Here is an 18493-nt window from a genome sequence, read left to right on the forward strand (position 1 = left end):
GGGTGAAGTCGTAACAAGGTAGCCGTATCGGAAGGTGCGGCTGGATCACCTCCTTTCTAAGGATTATTTCGGAATACAAACCTTGGGTTTGTAAGATTACGTTTTGCGTTCAGTTTTGAAGGTTCATTCTTCCGAATGAAATACTTCAAAACTTGTTCTTTGAAAACTGGATAAAACGACATTGAAATTGTAACAAACACATTTATTTTTTAAGTTTTTTATAGGCTTAATAACATTAGTAAGGTTTCAAGACACGAGCAGTTCTAGGAAGCAATCGAGTGAATGAAAGAGCGTACTTCAGTACGTGACTGATTGAACGAGTGAAGCTGACAACGAAATGCGATGTGTATTGAAAGCTGTAGGTTAAGTTATTAAGGGCGCACGGCGAATGCCTTGGCACTAGGAGCCGAAGAAGGACGGCACTAACACCGATATGCTTCGGGGAGCTGTAAGTGAGCTTTGATCCGGAGATTTCCGAATGGGGGAACCCACTACGTTTAATCGCGTAGTATCTTGACGTGAATACATAGCGTCTTGAAGGCAGACCCAGGGAACTGAAACATCTAAGTACCTGGAGGAAGAGAAAGAAAAATCGATTCCCTGAGTAGCGGCGAGCGAAACGGGAAGAGCCCAAACCAAGAGGCTTGCCTCTTGGGGTTGTAGGACACTCTATACGGAGTTACAAAAGAGCGAGTTAGATGAAGCGACTTGGAAAGGTCCGCCAGAGCAGGTAAAAGCCCTGTAGTCGAAAGTTCGTTCTCTCCTGAGTGGATCCTGAGTACGGCGGAACACGTGAAATTCCGTCGGAATCCGGGAGGACCATCTCCCAAGGCTAAATACTACCTAGTGACCGATAGTGAACCAGTACCGTGAGGGAAAGGTGAAAAGCACCCCGGAAGGGGAGTGAAAGAGATCCTGAAACCGTGTGCCTACAAGTAGTTAGAGCCCGTTAATGGGTGATAGCGTGCCTTTTGTAGAATGAACCGGCGAGTTACGATTACGTGCAAGGTTAAGCTTTAGAAGGCGGAGCCGCAGCGAAAGCGAGTCTGAATAGGGCGAAATAGTACGTGGTCGTAGACCCGAAACCAGGTGATCTACCCATGTCCAGGGTGAAGGTAAGGTAACACTTACTGGAGGCCCGAACCCACGCACGTTGAAAAGTGCGGGGATGAGGTGTGGGTAGCGGAGAAATTCCAATCGAACTTGGAGATAGCTGGTTCTCTCCGAAATAGCTTTAGGGCTAGCCTCGTGATGAGAATACTGGAGGTAGAGCACTGTTTGGACTAGGGGGCCATCCCGGTTTACCGAATTCAGACAAACTCCGAATGCCAGATATTTATACACGGGAGTCAGACTGCGAGTGATAAGATCCGTAGTCAAAAGGGAAACAGCCCAGACCACCAGCTAAGGTCCCAAAGTAATCGTTAAGTGGAAAAGGATGTGGCGTTGCACAGACAACCAGGATGTTGGCTTAGAAGCAGCCATCATTTAAAGAGTGCGTAATAGCTCACTGGTCGAGTGACGCTGCGCCGAAAATGTATCGGGGCTAAACGATTCACCGAAGCTGTGGATTGACATCTACGATGTCAGTGGTAGGAGAGCGTTCTAAGTGCGTTGAAGTCAGACCGGAAGGACTGGTGGAGCGCTTAGAAGTGAGAATGCCGGTATGAGTAGCGAAAGACGGGTGAGAATCCCGTCCACCGTATGACTAAGGTTTCCTGAGGAAGGCTCGTCCGCTCAGGGTTAGTCGGGACCTAAGCCGAGGCCGACAGGCGTAGGCGATGGACAACAGGTTGATATTCCTGTACCACCTCCTCACCGTTTGAGAAATGGGGGGACGCAGTAGGATAGGGTAAGCGCGCTGTTGGTTATGCGCGTCCAAGCAGTAAGGCGTGTGTGTAGGCAAATCCGCACACTGTAACGTTGAGCTGTGATGGCGAGTCCGTATGGACGAAGTTCCTGATTTCACACTGCCAAGAAAAGCCTCTATCGAGGTGAGAGGTGCCCGTACCGCAAACCGACACAGGTAGTCGAGGAGAGAATCCTAAGGTGTGCGAGAGAACTCTCGTTAAGGAACTCGGCAAAATGACCCCGTAACTTCGGGAGAAGGGGTGCTCTTGAGCGTGCAAGCGCATGAGAGCCGCAGTGAATAGGCCCAGGCGACTGTTTAGCAAAAACACAGGTCTCTGCAAAACCGTAAGGTGACGTATAGGGGCTGACGCCTGCCCGGTGCTGGAAGGTTAAGAGGAGTGGTTAGCGCAAGCGAAGCTGCGAATTGAAGCCCCAGTAAACGGCGGCCGTAACTATAACGGTCCTAAGGTAGCGAAATTCCTTGTCGGGTAAGTTCCGACCCGCACGAAAGGCGTAACGATCTGGGCACTGTCTCAACGAGAGACTCGGTGAAATTATAGTACCTGTGAAGATGCAGGTTACCCGCGACAGGACGGAAAGACCCCGTGGAGCTTTACTGTAGCCTGATATTGAATTTTGGTACAACTTGTACAGGATAGGTAGGAGCCAGAGATCTCGGAGCGCCAGCTTCGAAGGAGGCGTCGGTGGGATACTACCCTGGTTGTATTGAAATTCTAACCCATGCCCCTTAGCGGGGCAGGAGACAGTGTCAGGCGGACAGTTTGACTGGGGCGGTCGCCTCCTAAAAGGTAACGGAGGCGCCCAAAGGTTCCCTCAGAATGGTTGGAAATCATTCGTAGAGTGTAAAGGCACAAGGGAGCTTGACTGCGAGACCTACAAGTCGAGCAGGGTCGAAAGACGGGCTTAGTGATCCGGTGGTTCCGCATGGAAGGGCCATCGCTCAACGGATAAAAGCTACCCCGGGGATAACAGGCTTATCTCCCCCAAGAGTCCACATCGACGGGGAGGTTTGGCACCTCGATGTCGGCTCATCGCATCCTGGGGCTGTAGTCGGTCCCAAGGGTTGGGCTGTTCGCCCATTAAAGCGGTACGCGAGCTGGGTTCAGAACGTCGTGAGACAGTTCGGTCCCTATCCGTCGTGGGCGTAGGAAATTTGAGAGGAGCTGTCCTTAGTACGAGAGGACCGGGATGGACACACCGCTGGTGTACCAGTTGTCTTGCCAAAGGCATCGCTGGGTAGCTATGTGTGGACGGGATAAGTGCTGAAAGCATCTAAGCATGAAGCCCCCCTCAAGATGAGATTTCCCATTACGCAAGTAAGTAAGATCCCTCAAAGACGATGAGGTAGATAGGTTCGAGGTGGAAGTGTGGTGACACATGGAGCTGACGAATACTAATCGATCGAGGACTTAACCAAATTGTTTGAAGCATTCAATGCGCCGTTTATCCAGTTTTGAAAGAACAATTCTTTCAACAATAATAATGAGAGCTTCAAGACACAAGTAGAACAAGGAAGCAACTGAGTGATTGAGGGAGCATACTTCTGTACGTGACTGATTGAGCGAGAGCAGCTGACGCAGTAATACGCCGTGTATTGAAGGTCGAATATAGTCTAGTGATGATGGCAAAGAGGTCACACCCGTTCCCATACCGAACACGGAAGTTAAGCTCTTTAGCGCCGATGGTAGTTGGGGGCTTCCCCCTGTGAGAGTAGGACGTCGCTAGGCAATTTATGAAAAGCCATGGACATATTCCATGGCTTTTTTTGTTATGTGCACTATTCATAAAATGTTATAATAAATAAAGCTATTTCCATACATTTTGACAATTCACTGAACTGTACACAATCGGATTTGATAATGGAGGAATTAAAATGAGACGTATCATTTTTTCTACTATTTCAATCTTATGCTTATTAATAACAATCTTTATGTTTGGGTATGATTCAAAGAAATGGTATGGGAGCTTTTTAAAACTTCTCTATGACGTAAATATGTTTATGCCGTTTATATTAGCAGGGATAGGTATGATCAGTGCCATTTTCGGTATTAAAGGTGATTATCGTATGGTTCTTGTTGTCCTTCATTCATTTATACTACTTCTTTTTTTAGGCATTTATATAAAAGCTTTTTAATAGTAATAGGTAAGCATTGCCGAAGGAGATAGATTTTCAAATTTAATAAGAAACGATTCTTAAAGAAGAACTTAATAAAATTTAGGTTCTTCTTTTTTATATAAAGAGACTACTAAGGATTTGAATATGATATAGACACTAAAAATCATTATTAAGTTCCTGCATACTTCTATAAGCAACTAAAGGTATAATGGAGTACAAGTAGTAAAGATGCAAAACGTGAAGTGGAAAGGAAGAAGAAGTTGGGAAAAAAACAAATTTGGTATGAAGTACAAGAAAATGAATCCATAGAAGAGTGTTTAGCAAGAATGCGACAAGACGGTTATATGGCCATTGGACGAAAAGAAGAGCCTCTTTTTCATATCGTCAATGGTGAACCAACCTATTTGCGTCAAAAAATTCAATTTAAAGCTATTCCTGCGCAAGATACGGAATGATTATGACTAAAATCCGAACGTTTTTTTTGCACTTATAAAAAATGTTCGCATTTTTGCATTGACGATAAGGTAATCACTTGTTAAAATGTGATAAGGAAAAACAAATATATCCCACATATATGCTAGAGGATTGGCTCTAGTGTCTCTACCCGGCACCGTAAATGCTGGACTATGCGGGAAAGCACTTTTGGCATATGATGAGAAACTCTATGTGCAGTTTGTACATAGGTATATTCTTGTTCTGATAAGTCCTCAAGTAAGCTGCTTTCACGTGTAGTAGTAGAGAGTAGTTTATTTGGGGATTTTCTTTGTATAAGATAAGAATTGCAGTGCTATTAAAAATAGATGCTAGCACAATAACTGATCATTTTTCTATCGTTTAAAAGGAGCGACAATTTATGAATCCGAAAATCGGTGTCATTATGGGTAGTTCAAGTGACTGGGAAACAATGAAACATGCATGTGATATTTTAGATGAATTACAAGTACCGTACGAAAAAAAGGTTGTATCTGCACATCGTACACCTGATTTAATGTTTGAATATGCAGAGCTTGCTCGTGAGCGAGGAATACAAGTAATTATCGCTGGAGCAGGTGGGGCTGCACATTTACCAGGAATGGTGGCAGCTAAAACAACGTTGCCTGTAATTGGAGTTCCAGTTCAGTCACGTGTACTTAATGGACTTGATTCATTATTATCCATTGTTCAAATGCCTGGTGGTGTACCTGTAGCAACTGTAGCTATTGGCAAAGCAGGAGCAACAAATGCAGGATTACTTGCAGCTCAAATTTTGTCAACAACAGATTCAGAACTTGCCAATAAATTAGATGCTAGACGTGAAGCAACAAAGCAGCAAGTATTAGAAAGCACAGGTGACTTAGTGTGACGAAGATTATTTATCCTGGACAAACGATAGGTATTATAGGTGGTGGCCAACTTGGTCGGATGATGGCACTTGCTGCTAAAGAGTCTGGATTTAAAATTGCTGTTCTTGAACCTGCAATGGACTCACCGTGTGGACAGGTAGCTGATATTCGTATTGTAGCCCCATATGATGATGAAGCTGCTTTAGAAGAGCTTGCAGAAGTAAGTGATGTCATCACGTATGAATTTGAAAATATTGATTATGAAGGCTTAAAGCGTTTATCACAAATGGCTTACGTTCCACAAGGGGCGGAGTTGGTACGCATTACACAAAACCGTGTAACAGAGAAAGACGCTATTGTGAAAGCTGGTTGTCCAGTAGCTCCATATATTGTTGCAAAAACTTATGAAGAATTAGTAGCCAATATTGATTCGATTGGGTATCCTTGTATAGTCAAAACAGCAAGAGGTGGCTATGATGGCAAAGGGCAGCAGCTTTTAAAATCAACTGACGATCTACCTTTAGCGAAAGATTTATTCACGCATTCTCAATGTATTGCAGAAGGCTTTGTTCCTTTCGTTAAGGAAGTATCGGTCATTGTTCAAAGAAATGGCCACGGTGAATCGTATTGTCAGCCAGTTGGAGAGAACATTCATGTTCATCATATTCTACATGAAACAATTGTGCCTGCTCGCATATCAGAAAGTACAGCTCAAGCTGCAGAACGTGAAGCTTTAAAAATTGCAGATTACTTACATTTAGTAGGAACGTTAGCGGTAGAAATGTTTGTGTTAGAAGATGGTGGGATTGTTATTAATGAATTAGCACCGAGACCTCATAATTCCGGTCACTATTCAATAGAGGCATGTAATGTTTCTCAATTCCATCAGCATATTCGAGCTGTCTGTGGTTGGCCATTACGAAAACCAGAACTTTGGGCACCATCTATTATGGTCAATGTATTAGGGCAGCATGTCGTGCCACTTAGTAACTCAATTGCTAAATATCCTGAATGGTCCATCCATCTTTATGGGAAAGCTGAAGCTAAGGTCAACCGTAAGATGGGCCATGTAACGATTATGACAAAAGACATAGAGGAAACACTACAACAAATCGAGAGTTCTGGCATCTGGTCAGAATAGAAGGAGATACGCGATGATTGAACGTTACACAAGACCCGAAATGGGCGCAATTTGGACAGAACAAAATAAATACCAAGCTTGGCTAGAAGTTGAAATTTTAGCTTGTGAGGCTTGGGCTGAAATAGGGGATATCCCAAAAGAGGATGTTGCTAAAATTCGTGAAAATGCTTCATTTGATGTGAACCGTATTTTAGAGATTGAACAAGAAACTCGTCATGACGTTGTTGCCTTTACACGTGCCGTTTCTGAAACACTTGGTGAAGAACGTAAGTGGGTACATTATGGTTTGACTTCTACAGACGTAGTGGACACAGCATTATCTTATTTAATCAAACAAGCAAATGATATTTTACGCAAAGACATTGTGAATTTCATTGATATTATTGCTGCTAAGGCAAAAGAACATAAATATACAGTTATGATGGGACGTACACATGGTGTTCATGCAGAACCAACAACTTTCGGTTTAAAACTTGGTTTATGGTATGAGGAAATGAAGCGTAACCTTGAACGTTTTGAAGCAGCAGCTAAAGTAATTGAAACTGGGAAAATGTCTGGAGCCGTTGGAACATATGCCAACATCGATCCTCGTGTTGAACAGTATGTATGCGATAAATTAGGACTTACAGCATCACCGATTTCAACACAGACTTTACAGCGTGATCGCCATGCACAGTATTTAAGTGCCTTAGCTTTAATCGCTACATCTATTGAAAAATTCGCAACAGAAATTCGCGGCTTACAGAAATCGGAAACACGCGAAGTAGAAGAAGCTTTTGCAAAAGGACAAAAAGGGTCATCAGCAATGCCACATAAACGTAATCCAATTGGTTCTGAAAACATGGTTGGTATGTCTCGTTTAATGCGTGGATACATGGTGACAGCGTATGAGAATGTTGCTTTATGGCATGAGCGTGATATTTCTCATTCATCCGCAGAGCGCGTTATTTTACCGGATGCAACAATTACTCTTAACTATATGTTAAATCGCTTCGGTAATATTGTGAAAAACTTAACAGTATTCCCTGAAAATATGAAACGTAATATGGATCGCACATTTGGTCTAATTTATTCTCAACGCATCTTGTTAGCATTGATAGATAAAGGCTTAGTACGTGAAGAAGCTTATGATACCGTACAGCCTTTAGCGATGCAGGCATGGGACGAGCAAGTTCAGTTCCGTACATTAGTCGATGCAAGTGAAAAAATCACATCTTATTTAACTAAGGAAGAGCTGGATGAGTGTTTTGATTACAACTACCACTTACAGCATGTTGATATGATTTTTGAACGATTAGGACTTATCTAATATTTAAACTTTCTAAATGTTAGAGCCCACTAGTAAATGTTTCAGAGTTGGATCGTGGTGACACGATTCAATTCTGGACATTAATACAAGCGTATCTATAATATCAGGGGGAAAAACGACATGACTAAAGGTCAACTTTTGTATGAAGGTAAAGCAAAAAAATTGTACACAACTGAGGAAGAAAATGTGCTTCTTGTTGAGTATAAGGATAGTGCAACAGCATTCAATGGTGAAAAAAAAGAAGAAATAGAAGGCAAGGGCATTTTAAATAATCGCATTACTTCATTAATTTTCGAAAAATTACAAGCAAACGGAATTGCGTCACATTTCGTAAAACAATTATCTGATACGCAACAACTTGTAAAAAAAGTAGAAATTATTCCGATTGAAGTGGTTGTTCGTAATATAGCTGCTGGAAGTTTAGCAAAACGTCTTGGTCTGGAAGAAGGCACAGCTTTAAAAAGACCAATCGTCGAATTTTATTATAAAGATGATGAGTTAGGCGATCCCCTTATTACAACAGAGCATATAGATCTTCTTTACCTTGCGACTTCTACTGAAGTAACTGCTATTTATGATGGGGCACTAGCGGTTAACAAAGTTCTACAGCCAATCTTTGCAGATGTTAATGTGACACTAATTGATTTCAAATTAGAATTTGGCCGTGATACGAATGGCAATGTATTATTAGCTGATGAAATTTCACCGGATACTTGCAGACTTTGGGATGCAACAACAAAGCAAAAGTTAGACAAAGATGTTTTTCGTCGTGACCTTGGTAATTTAACTGAAGTTTATACTATTATACTTTCTAGACTCGGAGGCAAATAACAATGAAAAAAGTAAAAATCTATGTAACATTACGTGAGAGCATTCTTGACCCACAAGGCTCTGCAGTACAAGGTTCTTTAGCTAAAATGGGCTACGGTGAAGTAGCGGATTTACGTATCGGTAAATATCTTGAACTAACAATTAAAGATACAGAACGTGACATTGATACTCTAGTAAAAGAAATGTGTGAAAAGGTTTTAACGAACGTTGTAATTGAAGACTACCGTTACGAAGTCGAGGAGGCTAACTAATCATGAAATTCGCAGTACTCGTATTCCCTGGGTCAAACTGTGACATCGATATGTATCATGCCATTAAAGACGAGCTAGGTGAAGAAGTAGAATATGTATGGCATACAGCAACAGATCTAAGTGGGTTTGATGGCGTTTTAGTACCTGGAGGCTTCTCTTACGGAGATTATCTTCGTTGTGGTGCAATGGCTAATCAATCTAACATTATGGCAGAGGTTAAAAAAGCAGCTGATGCTGGTAAACCAGTTCTAGGTGTATGTAATGGCTTCCAAATCCTAACAGAAGCTGGTTTATTGCCAGGAGCTTTACTGCGCAATAAAAATTTAAAATTTATGTGCCGCACAGTACAGCTAAAAGTTGAAAACAACAATACATTATTTACAAATCAATATGAGCAAGGTCAAATCATTAATATTCCAATCGCACATGGTGAAGGAAATTACTACTGTGATGAGGAAACATTACAATCACTAAAAGATAATAATCAAATTGTATTCACATACTCAGGTGATAATCCAAACGGTTCTTTAGAAGATATCGCAGGGATTATAAATGAACGCGGCAATGTATTAGGGATGATGCCACACCCAGAGCGTGCTGTTGATGCACTGGTGGGCGGAGCTGACGGTCTAGCAGTATTTAAATCAATTGTGAAGCAGTGGAGGGAAAATCATGTCAACAACTAAGTTTGAGCCAACAGCACAGCAAATTAAAGATGAAAAGCTATACGCTGGTATGGGGATGTCAGACGAAGAATTTGCAATGGTAGAAGGTATTTTAGGACGTCTACCTAACTGGACAGAGACAGGTCTTTTCTCAGTAATGTGGTCTGAGCACTGCTCTTACAAAAATTCAAAGCCAGTATTACGTAAATTCCCTACAAAAGGTCCTCAAGTTTTACAAGGACCAGGTGAAGGCGCAGGGATTGTCGATATTGGTGACGAACAAGCAGTAGTATTTAAAATGGAATCTCATAACCATCCATCTGCGATTGAACCTTATCAAGGAGCTGCTACTGGTGTAGGCGGTATTATTCGTGATGTTTTCTCTATGGGTGCACGTCCAATCGCCATGTTAAATTCATTACGCTTTGGTGAATTAAAATCGGCGCGTGGTAAATATCTTTTTGAAGAAGTCGTTGCTGGTATTGCTGGGTATGGTAACTGTATTGGAATTCCAACAGTAGGCGGTGAAATTCAATTTGATCCGTGTTATGAAGGAAATCCACTAGTAAATGCGATGTGTGTCGGTTTAATCGACCATAAGGATATTCAACGTGGTATTGCAGCTGGCGTAGGTAATACAGTTATGTACGTTGGTGCGAAAACAGGTCGTGACGGAATTCATGGTGCAACATTTGCCTCCGAAGAATTAACTGAGGAATCAGAAAACCAACGTCCAGCAGTACAAGTGGGAGATCCATTTATGGAGAAGCTTTTACTTGAAGCTTGTTTAGAGGTTGTCAAATCCGATGCTTTAGTTGGTATTCAAGATATGGGTGCTGCTGGTCTTACTTCTTCTTCAGCAGAAATGGCATCAAAGGCTGGTTCTGGTGTAGAAATGAACTTAGACTTAGTCCCTCAACGTGAGACAGGTATGACAGCTTATGAAATGATGTTATCTGAGTCTCAAGAACGTATGCTACTAGTTGTGAAAAAAGGTCGCGAAGATGAAATTAAAGCGATTTTTGATAAATATGATTTAGATGCTGTTGCAATCGGTCGAGTGACTGATGATAAAATGCTTCGTCTATTACACAACGGAGAAGTTGTAGCTGAAGTACCTGCTGATGCACTTGCAGAAGATGCACCCGTTTATCATAAGCCATCTGCAGAGCCTGCATACTATGCAGAGTTCCAAGCAATTGAAAATATAGAGCCTGTTGTGACAGATTACAAAGAGACATTAAATGCATTATTAAAAGCACCAACAATTGCCTCTAAAGAGTGGGTATATGATCAATATGATTATCAAGTGCGTACATCCACAGTTGTTAAACCGGGATCTGATGCTGCCGTTATTCGTGTACGTGGTACAAATAAAGGTTTAGCAATGACAACAGACTGTAACTCTCGTTATATTTACCTAGATCCAGAAGTGGGCGGTGCGATTGCTGTAGCTGAAGCAGCTCGTAATATCGTGGCAACTGGTGGTACGCCACTTGCCATTACAGACTGCTTGAACTTTGGTAATCCAGAGAAACCAGAAATCTTCTGGCAAATTGAAAAATCTGCTGATGGTATTTCAGCTGCATGTACGGCATTAAATGCCCCAGTTATTGGTGGTAACGTCTCGCTTTATAATGAACGTTCAGGCGAAGCGGTTTATCCAACGCCAACAATTGGTATGGTTGGTCTTATTGAAGATTTAGCTCATGTCACTACACAAGAAGTAAAATGTGCAGGAGATATCGTATTTGTGATTGGTGAGACTAAAACCGAGTTTGGTGGGTCAGAGCTTCAAAAACTATTAAATAATGGGGTTATTTCAGGGAAAGCACCTGCCATCGATTTAGATGTAGAAGCAGCACGTCAGCAAGCTTTATTAAAGGCTATTAAAGCTGGTCTTGTACAATCAGCTCATGACGTAGCTGAAGGTGGCCTAGCGGTGGCTATTGCTGAAACAACATTCGGTGCAAACGGTCTTGGTGTTGATGTAACATTATCAGGCTCTGCAACCACTGCATTATTCAGCGAGAGTCAATCTCGTTTTGTTGTAACAGTTAAAGAAGAAAATACAGCTGCATTTGTAGAAATTATGAAAGACGCTCAAAAAATTGGTGTCGTAACAAACGATGCACTAGTTAAAATCAACGGGGACAAAGGTGTGCTTGTAGAAGGTACAGTGGAGGAATTCCGTTCTAATTGGAAAGGAGCAATCCCATGCTTGCTGAACTCAGAGGCTTAAACGAAGAATGTGGGGTGTTTGGTATTTGGGGTAACCCAAATCCAGCACACCTTAGCTATTACGGGCTCCATGCTCTTCAACACCGTGGACAAGAAGGTGCTGGAATTGTCGTTTCAGACGGACAGCATCTTCGCGCGGTGAAAGGCGAAGGACTAGTTAATGATGTTTTCAACGAAGAAAAATTAAAAGCAGTGGACGGCAAAGCAGCTATTGCTCATGTTCGTTACACGACTGCTGGTGGTGGCGGTATTGAAAATGTCCAGCCATTATTATTCCATTCCTCAACTGGTAGCCTTTCAATTGCCCATAACGGTAACTTGGTGAATGCGACACATTTAAAACAGTATTTAGAGCGACAAGGTAGTATTTTTCATTCAAGCTCTGATACAGAAGTGCTGGCGCATCTTATTAAGAAAAGCTCACATTCACCTTTCCGTGCGAAAGTGAAAAATGCCCTTTCTTTATTAAAGGGAGCGTATTCTTTCTTAATTATGACAAAGGATGAAATGCTTGTTGCACGTGATCCACATGGTTTACGTCCATTATCTCTAGGAAAGCTAGGAGATGGCTGGGTGGTAGCTTCTGAAACTTGTGCATTTGATTTAATTGGTGCAGAATTCGTTCGTTCTGTGGAACCAGGAGAACTAATCATTATTAACGATGAGGGTGTCAAATCAGATCGTTTTGCTGATATGGAAAAGCGTTCTATGTGTGCAATGGAGTATGTCTATTTAGCACGTCCTGACTCTGATATTGACGGTATTAACGTTCACATGGCACGTAAACGTATGGGGAAACAGCTTGCTCGTGAATGTGCGCATATTGAGGCTGATGTTGTAACAGGTGTACCTGATTCAAGTATTTCAGCAGCAATCGGCTTTGCAGAGGAAAGTGGTATCCCTTATGAACTAGGTCTTATTAAAAATCGCTATGTTGGTCGTACGTTTATTCAACCAACACAAGAATTACGTGAACGTGGCGTAAAAATGAAGCTTTCACCAGTTGTTCAAGTCGTAAAGGGTAAACGTGTAGTTATGGTGGACGACTCCATTGTTCGCGGCACAACATCACGTCGTATTGTCAAAATGTTAAAAGATGCTGGTGCAGCAGAGGTCCATGTTGTGATCTCATCTCCGCCGATGACAAACCCTTGTTATTATGGCATTGATACTTCCACACATGAGGAACTGATTGCCTCTAGTCATAATGTTGATGAAATTCGTGAAGCGATCGGTGCAGATTCTTTGACGTTCCTTTCTGTTGAAGGAATGGTAGAGACCATTGCTCGTCCCTATGAAGATGACAACCGTGGACTATGCTTAGCATGTTTTACAGGCAAATATCCAACCGAGATTTTCCCGGATACCATCTTACCACATGAAAAAGAACTGTTACGTTAAGAAAAATATCGCAACGAATTAGTGACCTCTAGAAGGTTGTACAGTGATTCTAGAATAATAATTAGGCGATTCGGATGATAAGGAGGAACTCTGCGTGTCAAAGGCATATGAACAAGCAGGTGTAAATATAGAAGCGGGCTATGAAGCCGTTAAACGAATGAAGTCTCATGTTGAACGTACAAACCGTCTTGGTGTTATGGGAACGTTCGGTGGCTTTGGTGGCATGTTTGACTTGTCAGAACTTCAACTTAAAGAACCTGTTCTTATTTCAGGGACAGATGGTGTTGGAACAAAGCTAAAGCTAGCATTTATGGTAGATAAGCACGATACAATTGGCGTTGACTGTGTAGCCATGTGTGTTAATGATATAGTTGCCCAGGGAGCAGAGCCCTTGTACTTTTTAGATTACGTAGCTCTTGGAAAAGCTGAGCCTGCAAAAATCGAACAGATTGTTAAAGGTGTTGCAGATGGCTGTGTGCAATCTGGTGCGGCATTAATAGGTGGCGAAACCGCTGAAATGCCTGGTCTATATGAAGAGGATGAATATGATCTAGCTGGCTTTGCTGTAGGTGCATGCGAAAAATCTGACATTATTACAGGAGAAAAAATCGTAGAAGGTGATGTCCTAATTGGTATTGCATCAAGCGGTGTACATTCAAACGGTTATTCTTTAGTGCGTAAAATTGTCTTTGCAGATCATCAATACAAGGTTGATGCTGTTGTAGAAGGCTATGAAGATTTAGGACCAATTGGTGAGGCACTTCTCGTACCAACAAAGCTATATGCTAAGCCAGTATTAGCTGCTTTAAAGGCAGCCGATGTACATGGCTGTGCACATGTTACGGGTGGAGGATTCTATGAAAATCTACCACGTATGATGCCTGAAGGATTAGCAACTGAAATCGACCTAGGTTCTTGGCCTGTATTACGTATCTTTGAATTCCTGAAAGATAAAGGTCAGTTAGAAGATAAAGATTTATATAATGTGTTTAATATGGGTATTGGTTTTGTAATAGCTGTACCAGCAGATGAAGCTGATAAAGTCATCACAGCAGTAGAAGCAAATGGCGAAAAAGCATATACAATCGGCCGTGTTATTAAAGGTGAAGGCGTAGTATTTAATGGCTCACATGATGGGAGTCTAGTGTAATGACTGCACCAACAAAAATAGCCGTGTTTGCTTCAGGCAGCGGTAGTAATTTTCAAGCTATTCAAGAAGCTATTGATCGTGGGGAACTGCATGCAAAGGTTGAACTTGTGGTGACAGATAAGCCCGGTGCTTTTGTAGTGACACGTGCTGAAAACTTTGGGATTCCCGTGTTAGCTTTAAACCCAAAGGAATTTTCATCGAAGGCTGCTTACGAGAATGCTATTATTGATGCTTTACAAGAATGCGATGTTAAATGGATTGTACTTGCAGGATATATGCGTTTAATTAGTGACGTATTATTAGCCGCATTTCCACAACGAATAGTTAATATTCATCCTTCTTTATTGCCAGCATTCCCTGGAAAGGACGCCATCGGACAGGCAATGAATCATGGTGTGAAAATCACAGGTGTAACGGTCCATTTTGTAGATGAAGGGATGGATACTGGCCCGATTATCGCTCAGGCTGCAGTACCTGTTATAGAAGGAAATCAAGAGGCAACAGAAGCGGCCATTCACGAGCAAGAGCATCTATTATATACAAAAGCTTTAAAGCAATTATTACAGTAACTAAAGAGGAGTTAGGTCGAGAGCCTTACTCAGCAAATAGGACCTAACTCTATTAATCTATTAAGCAAGTCTATTCGTGCAAAAGCGCGATAAAATTAGGAGGATATTGTTGTGACAAAACGTGCATTAATCAGTGTTTCCAATAAGGATGGTATTTTAGAATTTGCAAAGGAATTAGTAGCATTAGGTTATGAAATTTTATCAACTGGCGGTACAAAAAAAATGCTACAGGACAATGCAGTAGCTGTAACAGCAGTAGATGAAGTAACGAAATTCCCAGAAATTTTAGATGGCCGTGTTAAAACATTAAATCCAATGATTCATGGTGGTCTATTAGGGAAGTTTGACGATGCATCTCATCAAGCACAAATGAATGAGCATGGAATTGAGCCAATTGAGATTGTATGTGTTAATCTATATCCATTTGTTGAAACAATTTCAAAGCCTAATGTAACATGGGATGATGCAATTGAAAACATTGATATCGGTGGTCCAACAATGTTACGTTCTGCTGCAAAAAACCATCAATATGTAACAGTAATCGTGGACAGCAATGACTATGCAACAGTATTAGAAGAACTAAAAGCTAATGGTGCAACGACAATTGAAACACGTCGAAAACTAGCTGCAAAAGTTTTCCGTCACACAGCCGCTTATGATTCTTATATCTCAAACTACCTGACAGAGGAAGAGTTCCCAGAGAGCTTAACGATGACATATGAATTGAAGCAAAACTTACGCTATGGTGAAAACCCGCACCAAAAAGCTGCATTCTACCAAAAACGCCTTGGCTCTGATTTCTCATTAGCCTATGCAACACAATTACATGGTAAAGAGCTATCCTACAACAACATTCAAGATGGAAATGCAGCATTACAAATTGTAAAAGAATTTGAAAAGCCAGCTGCAGTAGCAGTGAAGCATATGAATCCATGTGGTGTTGGAACAGGTAACACATTAGAGGCAGCATTTGATAAAGCTTATGAAGCAGATCCAACATCTATTTTTGGTGGTATTATCGCATTAAATATGGAAGTGGATGCAGCAACGGCTGAGAAACTAAGTCATATTTTCCTTGAAATTATTATCGCACCAGCTTTCTCACAAGAAGCATTAGACATTTTAACCAAAAAGAAAAATATTCGCTTATTAACTATTCCTTTCGAACAAGCAAAACAAGATCAATTCAATGTAGTATCAGTTGAAGGCGGCCTGCTTGTACAAGAGCCAGATCGCTATGGCTTTGGCAATGCAGATATTAAGGTAGTGACAGATCGTGAGCCAACAGAACAAGAATGGGATGCACTACAACTTGGTTGGTCGGTTGTAAAGCATGTTAAATCAAATGCGATTGTTGTCACAGATTCTCATATGACACTTGGTGTAGGTGCAGGCCAAATGAACCGCGTTGGGGCAGCTAAAATTGCATTTGAGCAAGCAGGAGAAAAAGCAAAAGGTGCAGCACTAGCATCAGATGCATTTTTCCCAATGAGTGATACTGTTGAAGCTGCGGCTGCTGCTGGAATTACTGCGATTATTCAACCAGGTGGCTCAATCAAGGATCAAGATTCTATTGATAAAGCAAATGAATATGGTATTGCAATGGTATTTACAGGTGTACGCCATTTTAAACACTAATTGACTAAACATATAGAAAGCAAAACAGACCGAGATGTTGGTTCATCTCGGTCTTACTCACAAAGAGGAGGATTCTCTAAAATGAATGTATTAGTAATAGGAAGTGGCGGTCGTGAGCATGCAATCGCTAAGCAATTTAGTATATCTCCATCCGTTAACAAAGTATTTGTCGCGCCAGGCAATGATGGCATGCGAGGCGAGGTAGAAGTGGTGTCTATTGATTCAATGGACTTTGCAGGTCTCGCTCAATTTGCTAAGGAAAATGATATTGCTTTAACATTTGTTGGTCCTGAACAGCCGCTTGCTGAGGGGATTGTTGATTTCTTTACAGCTCGTGACTTACGTATTTTTGGCCCTACAAAAGTTGCGGCTCAAATAGAAAGTAGTAAATCCTATGCGAAAGAAATTATGAACAAATACAACATCCCTACTGCAGCCTATGAAACGTTTACTGAAGCAGAAAAGGCAATAGCTTATATTAAAGAACAAGGAGCGCCTATCGTAATAAAAGCAGATGGTTTAGCTGCTGGTAAGGGCGTTGTTGTAGCGATGACAGAGAAAGAAGCTATTGCTGCCGTGCAGGATATGATTGGGAACCAACGATTCGGTGAATCTTCTTCACGTGTTGTCATTGAAGAGTTTTTAGATGGGGAAGAATTCTCCTTTATGTCCTTTGTGCATAAAGGACAAATTTATCCAATGGTTATTGCACAGGATCATAAACGTGCTTATGACGGGGATAAAGGACCAAACACTGGAGGAATGGGTGCTTATTCACCAGTACCACAAATTTCACAAGAGGTAGTTGATATTGCATTTCAAACGATTGTAGAGCCTACTGTTAAAGGAATGGAGGCTGATGGCGCTTCCTTTACAGGTATCTTATATGCAGGGTTGATTTTAACGAAAAATGGCCCTCAGGTAATAGAATTTAATGCACGTTTCGGTGATCCAGAAACACAAGTAGTCTTACCGCGCATGGTTTCAGATTTTGGGGCATTTATGATGGCATTAATGGATGAACAGCCATTTGATCTGCAATGGTCTGAAGAAGCAATGTTAGGTGTTGTCATTGCGGCAGAAGGATACCCTGGTGATGTTGAAAAAGGTAAAGCGTTACCAAATTTAGAGGCACTTTCTACAACACATGCAGTATACCATGCTGGTACAAAACTAGTGGACGGCCGATTTGTTGGTAATGGTGGACGTGTATTACTTATCGGTGCAAAAGCGTCTACATTACAGGAAGCACAGGAAAAAGTATATGCAGGCATAGCCACAGAAAAGTGGGATCACTTTTTCTACCGTAAAGATATTGGCTGGCGTACATTTAAGTAAACGTATTTTTACTAAAATTTAAAGTAATTTTTAATCAACTTTTGAAACCTCTTGTTGATTCAAAACGTAAGAGGTAAGAGCCGTCTCAATAATAGATTGGGACGGCTCCTTTGACTAAGAAGGATTTTGAGCGTTATTACTACTTGTTGAGGAATTTTGAGTTGAAGTGCTGGTATCAGATTGCTTTGAAGTAGTAGCTTGAGAACCTGAAGAATTACCAGAAATAGCAGAAGAAAAATCCTTCATGAGCTTATCGATTTGTTCAGAAGACATAGAATTTTGCCCGCTGAACATACTTTGCATAGAGGTGTTCATGGCATTTTGCATATTGGAGTTTAAGATTGACTTTGTTGGACAATATTTAAACAATCCCTCTGCCATTTTCATGGCACCTAATGCAATCATCAATCGACCTTTTGTACAATTAGGATTTCTTGAAACTTTCGCGATACCAAATGCTGTCAAACCTGTACCCATGGCAAAACGACAAAATGCATTTTTTTCGCTTAAATTTGCTTGCTGCATCATCAAACTTCCTCCTTTAGTCATTGTGGAAAAAATTAGCGAGGTGCACTTTGCTTTATGAAAGTGCTGTGTTACGATTGAAACAAGATGATTGCATAAAGCATAATTTTTAAGAAAATATGCG

The 18493-nt window shown here is 41.4% G+C and carries 15 protein-coding genes, 3 rRNA genes and 1 riboswitch (1 of these 19 cut by a window edge); of the genes, 17 read left to right on the forward strand and 1 reads right to left on the reverse strand.

Annotated features, from left to right (window positions below):
* The 17 genes from ABC382_RS18305 to purD all read left to right on the forward strand — a co-directional run.
* Nucleotides 1-56, forward strand: a 16S ribosomal RNA gene (locus tag ABC382_RS18305) (it extends 1496 nt beyond the left edge of the window).
* A gap of 305 nt (nt 57-361) precedes the next feature.
* Nucleotides 362-3289: ribosomal RNA gene (locus ABC382_RS18310) — 23S ribosomal RNA — on the forward strand.
* Nucleotides 3290-3483: 194 nt separating this feature from the next.
* Nucleotides 3484-3599: ribosomal RNA gene (gene rrf / locus ABC382_RS18315) — 5S ribosomal RNA — on the forward strand.
* Together the 16S, 23S and 5S rRNA genes form the textbook arrangement of a ribosomal RNA operon.
* A gap of 146 nt (nt 3600-3745) precedes the next feature.
* Nucleotides 3746-4006 carry a hypothetical protein gene (locus tag ABC382_RS18320; RefSeq protein WP_274794602.1) on the forward strand — a complete coding sequence of 87 codons (261 nt, stop codon included), beginning with the start codon at nt 3746-3748 and terminating at the stop codon, nt 4004-4006.
* 242 nt (nt 4007-4248) lie between these two features.
* On the forward strand, nt 4249-4443 hold the full coding sequence (locus tag ABC382_RS18325; RefSeq protein ID WP_274794601.1) for an NETI motif-containing protein: 195 nt from the start codon (nt 4249-4251) through the stop codon (nt 4441-4443).
* A gap of 93 nt (nt 4444-4536) precedes the next feature.
* A riboswitch (purine riboswitch) is annotated at nt 4537-4635 on the forward strand.
* Between the two features lie 206 nt (nt 4636-4841).
* Nucleotides 4842-5330 (forward strand): 5-(carboxyamino)imidazole ribonucleotide mutase, encoded by a 489-nt coding sequence (gene purE, locus ABC382_RS18330; protein WP_274794600.1) that lies wholly within the window; start codon nt 4842-4844, stop codon nt 5328-5330.
* The gene (purK, locus tag ABC382_RS18335) at nt 5327-6451 is read left to right on the forward strand and encodes a 5-(carboxyamino)imidazole ribonucleotide synthase (protein ID WP_274794599.1); all 1125 of its coding nucleotides are present in this window, start codon (nt 5327-5329) and stop codon (nt 6449-6451) included. Before purE ends, purK begins: the two co-directional genes overlap by 4 nt.
* A gap of 13 nt (nt 6452-6464) precedes the next feature.
* A complete protein-coding gene (gene purB, locus ABC382_RS18340) occupies nt 6465-7760 on the forward strand; it encodes an adenylosuccinate lyase (protein WP_274794598.1) in 1296 nt (431 codons plus the stop codon).
* A 120-nt stretch (nt 7761-7880) separates the two neighbouring features.
* Entirely contained in the window at nt 7881-8591 is a 711-nt protein-coding gene (gene purC, locus ABC382_RS18345) for a phosphoribosylaminoimidazolesuccinocarboxamide synthase (RefSeq protein ID WP_322611937.1), read from the forward strand.
* A gap of 2 nt (nt 8592-8593) precedes the next feature.
* Nucleotides 8594-8842 carry a phosphoribosylformylglycinamidine synthase subunit PurS gene (gene purS, locus ABC382_RS18350; protein WP_274794596.1) on the forward strand — a complete coding sequence of 83 codons (249 nt, stop codon included), beginning with the start codon at nt 8594-8596 and terminating at the stop codon, nt 8840-8842.
* A 2-nt stretch (nt 8843-8844) separates the two neighbouring features.
* Entirely contained in the window at nt 8845-9528 is a 684-nt protein-coding gene (purQ, locus tag ABC382_RS18355; protein ID WP_054611985.1) for a phosphoribosylformylglycinamidine synthase subunit PurQ, read from the forward strand.
* A complete protein-coding gene (gene purL, locus ABC382_RS18360) occupies nt 9515-11749 on the forward strand; it encodes a phosphoribosylformylglycinamidine synthase subunit PurL (protein WP_274794595.1) in 2235 nt (744 codons plus the stop codon). Before purQ ends, purL begins: the two co-directional genes overlap by 14 nt.
* A complete protein-coding gene (purF, locus tag ABC382_RS18365; RefSeq protein ID WP_274794594.1) occupies nt 11725-13149 on the forward strand; it encodes an amidophosphoribosyltransferase in 1425 nt (474 codons plus the stop codon). Before purL ends, purF begins: the two co-directional genes overlap by 25 nt.
* Before the next feature lie 94 nt (nt 13150-13243).
* Nucleotides 13244-14299 (forward strand): phosphoribosylformylglycinamidine cyclo-ligase, encoded by a 1056-nt coding sequence (gene purM, locus ABC382_RS18370; RefSeq protein ID WP_274794593.1) that lies wholly within the window; start codon nt 13244-13246, stop codon nt 14297-14299.
* The gene (gene purN / locus ABC382_RS18375; RefSeq protein WP_312507246.1) at nt 14299-14868 is read left to right on the forward strand and encodes a phosphoribosylglycinamide formyltransferase; all 570 of its coding nucleotides are present in this window, start codon (nt 14299-14301) and stop codon (nt 14866-14868) included. Before purM ends, purN begins: the two co-directional genes overlap by 1 nt.
* Nucleotides 14869-14979: 111 nt before the next feature.
* The gene (purH, locus tag ABC382_RS18380; RefSeq protein WP_274794590.1) at nt 14980-16506 is read left to right on the forward strand and encodes a bifunctional phosphoribosylaminoimidazolecarboxamide formyltransferase/IMP cyclohydrolase; all 1527 of its coding nucleotides are present in this window, start codon (nt 14980-14982) and stop codon (nt 16504-16506) included.
* Nucleotides 16507-16587: 81 nt separating this feature from the next.
* A complete protein-coding gene (gene purD, locus ABC382_RS18385) occupies nt 16588-17844 on the forward strand; it encodes a phosphoribosylamine--glycine ligase (RefSeq protein WP_312507244.1) in 1257 nt (418 codons plus the stop codon).
* Between the two features lie 114 nt (nt 17845-17958).
* On the opposite strand, the gene ABC382_RS18390 is transcribed toward purD, so the two are convergent.
* The gene (locus ABC382_RS18390; protein WP_274794588.1) at nt 17959-18372 is read right to left on the reverse strand and encodes a YgaP-like transmembrane domain; all 414 of its coding nucleotides are present in this window, start codon (nt 18370-18372) and stop codon (nt 17959-17961) included.
* Nucleotides 18373-18493: the final 121 nt, after the last annotated feature.

It is taken from the genome of Lysinibacillus phoenicis (assembly GCF_047238325.1).
Classification (GTDB): domain Bacteria; phylum Bacillota; class Bacilli; order Bacillales_A; family Planococcaceae; genus Lysinibacillus; species Lysinibacillus irui.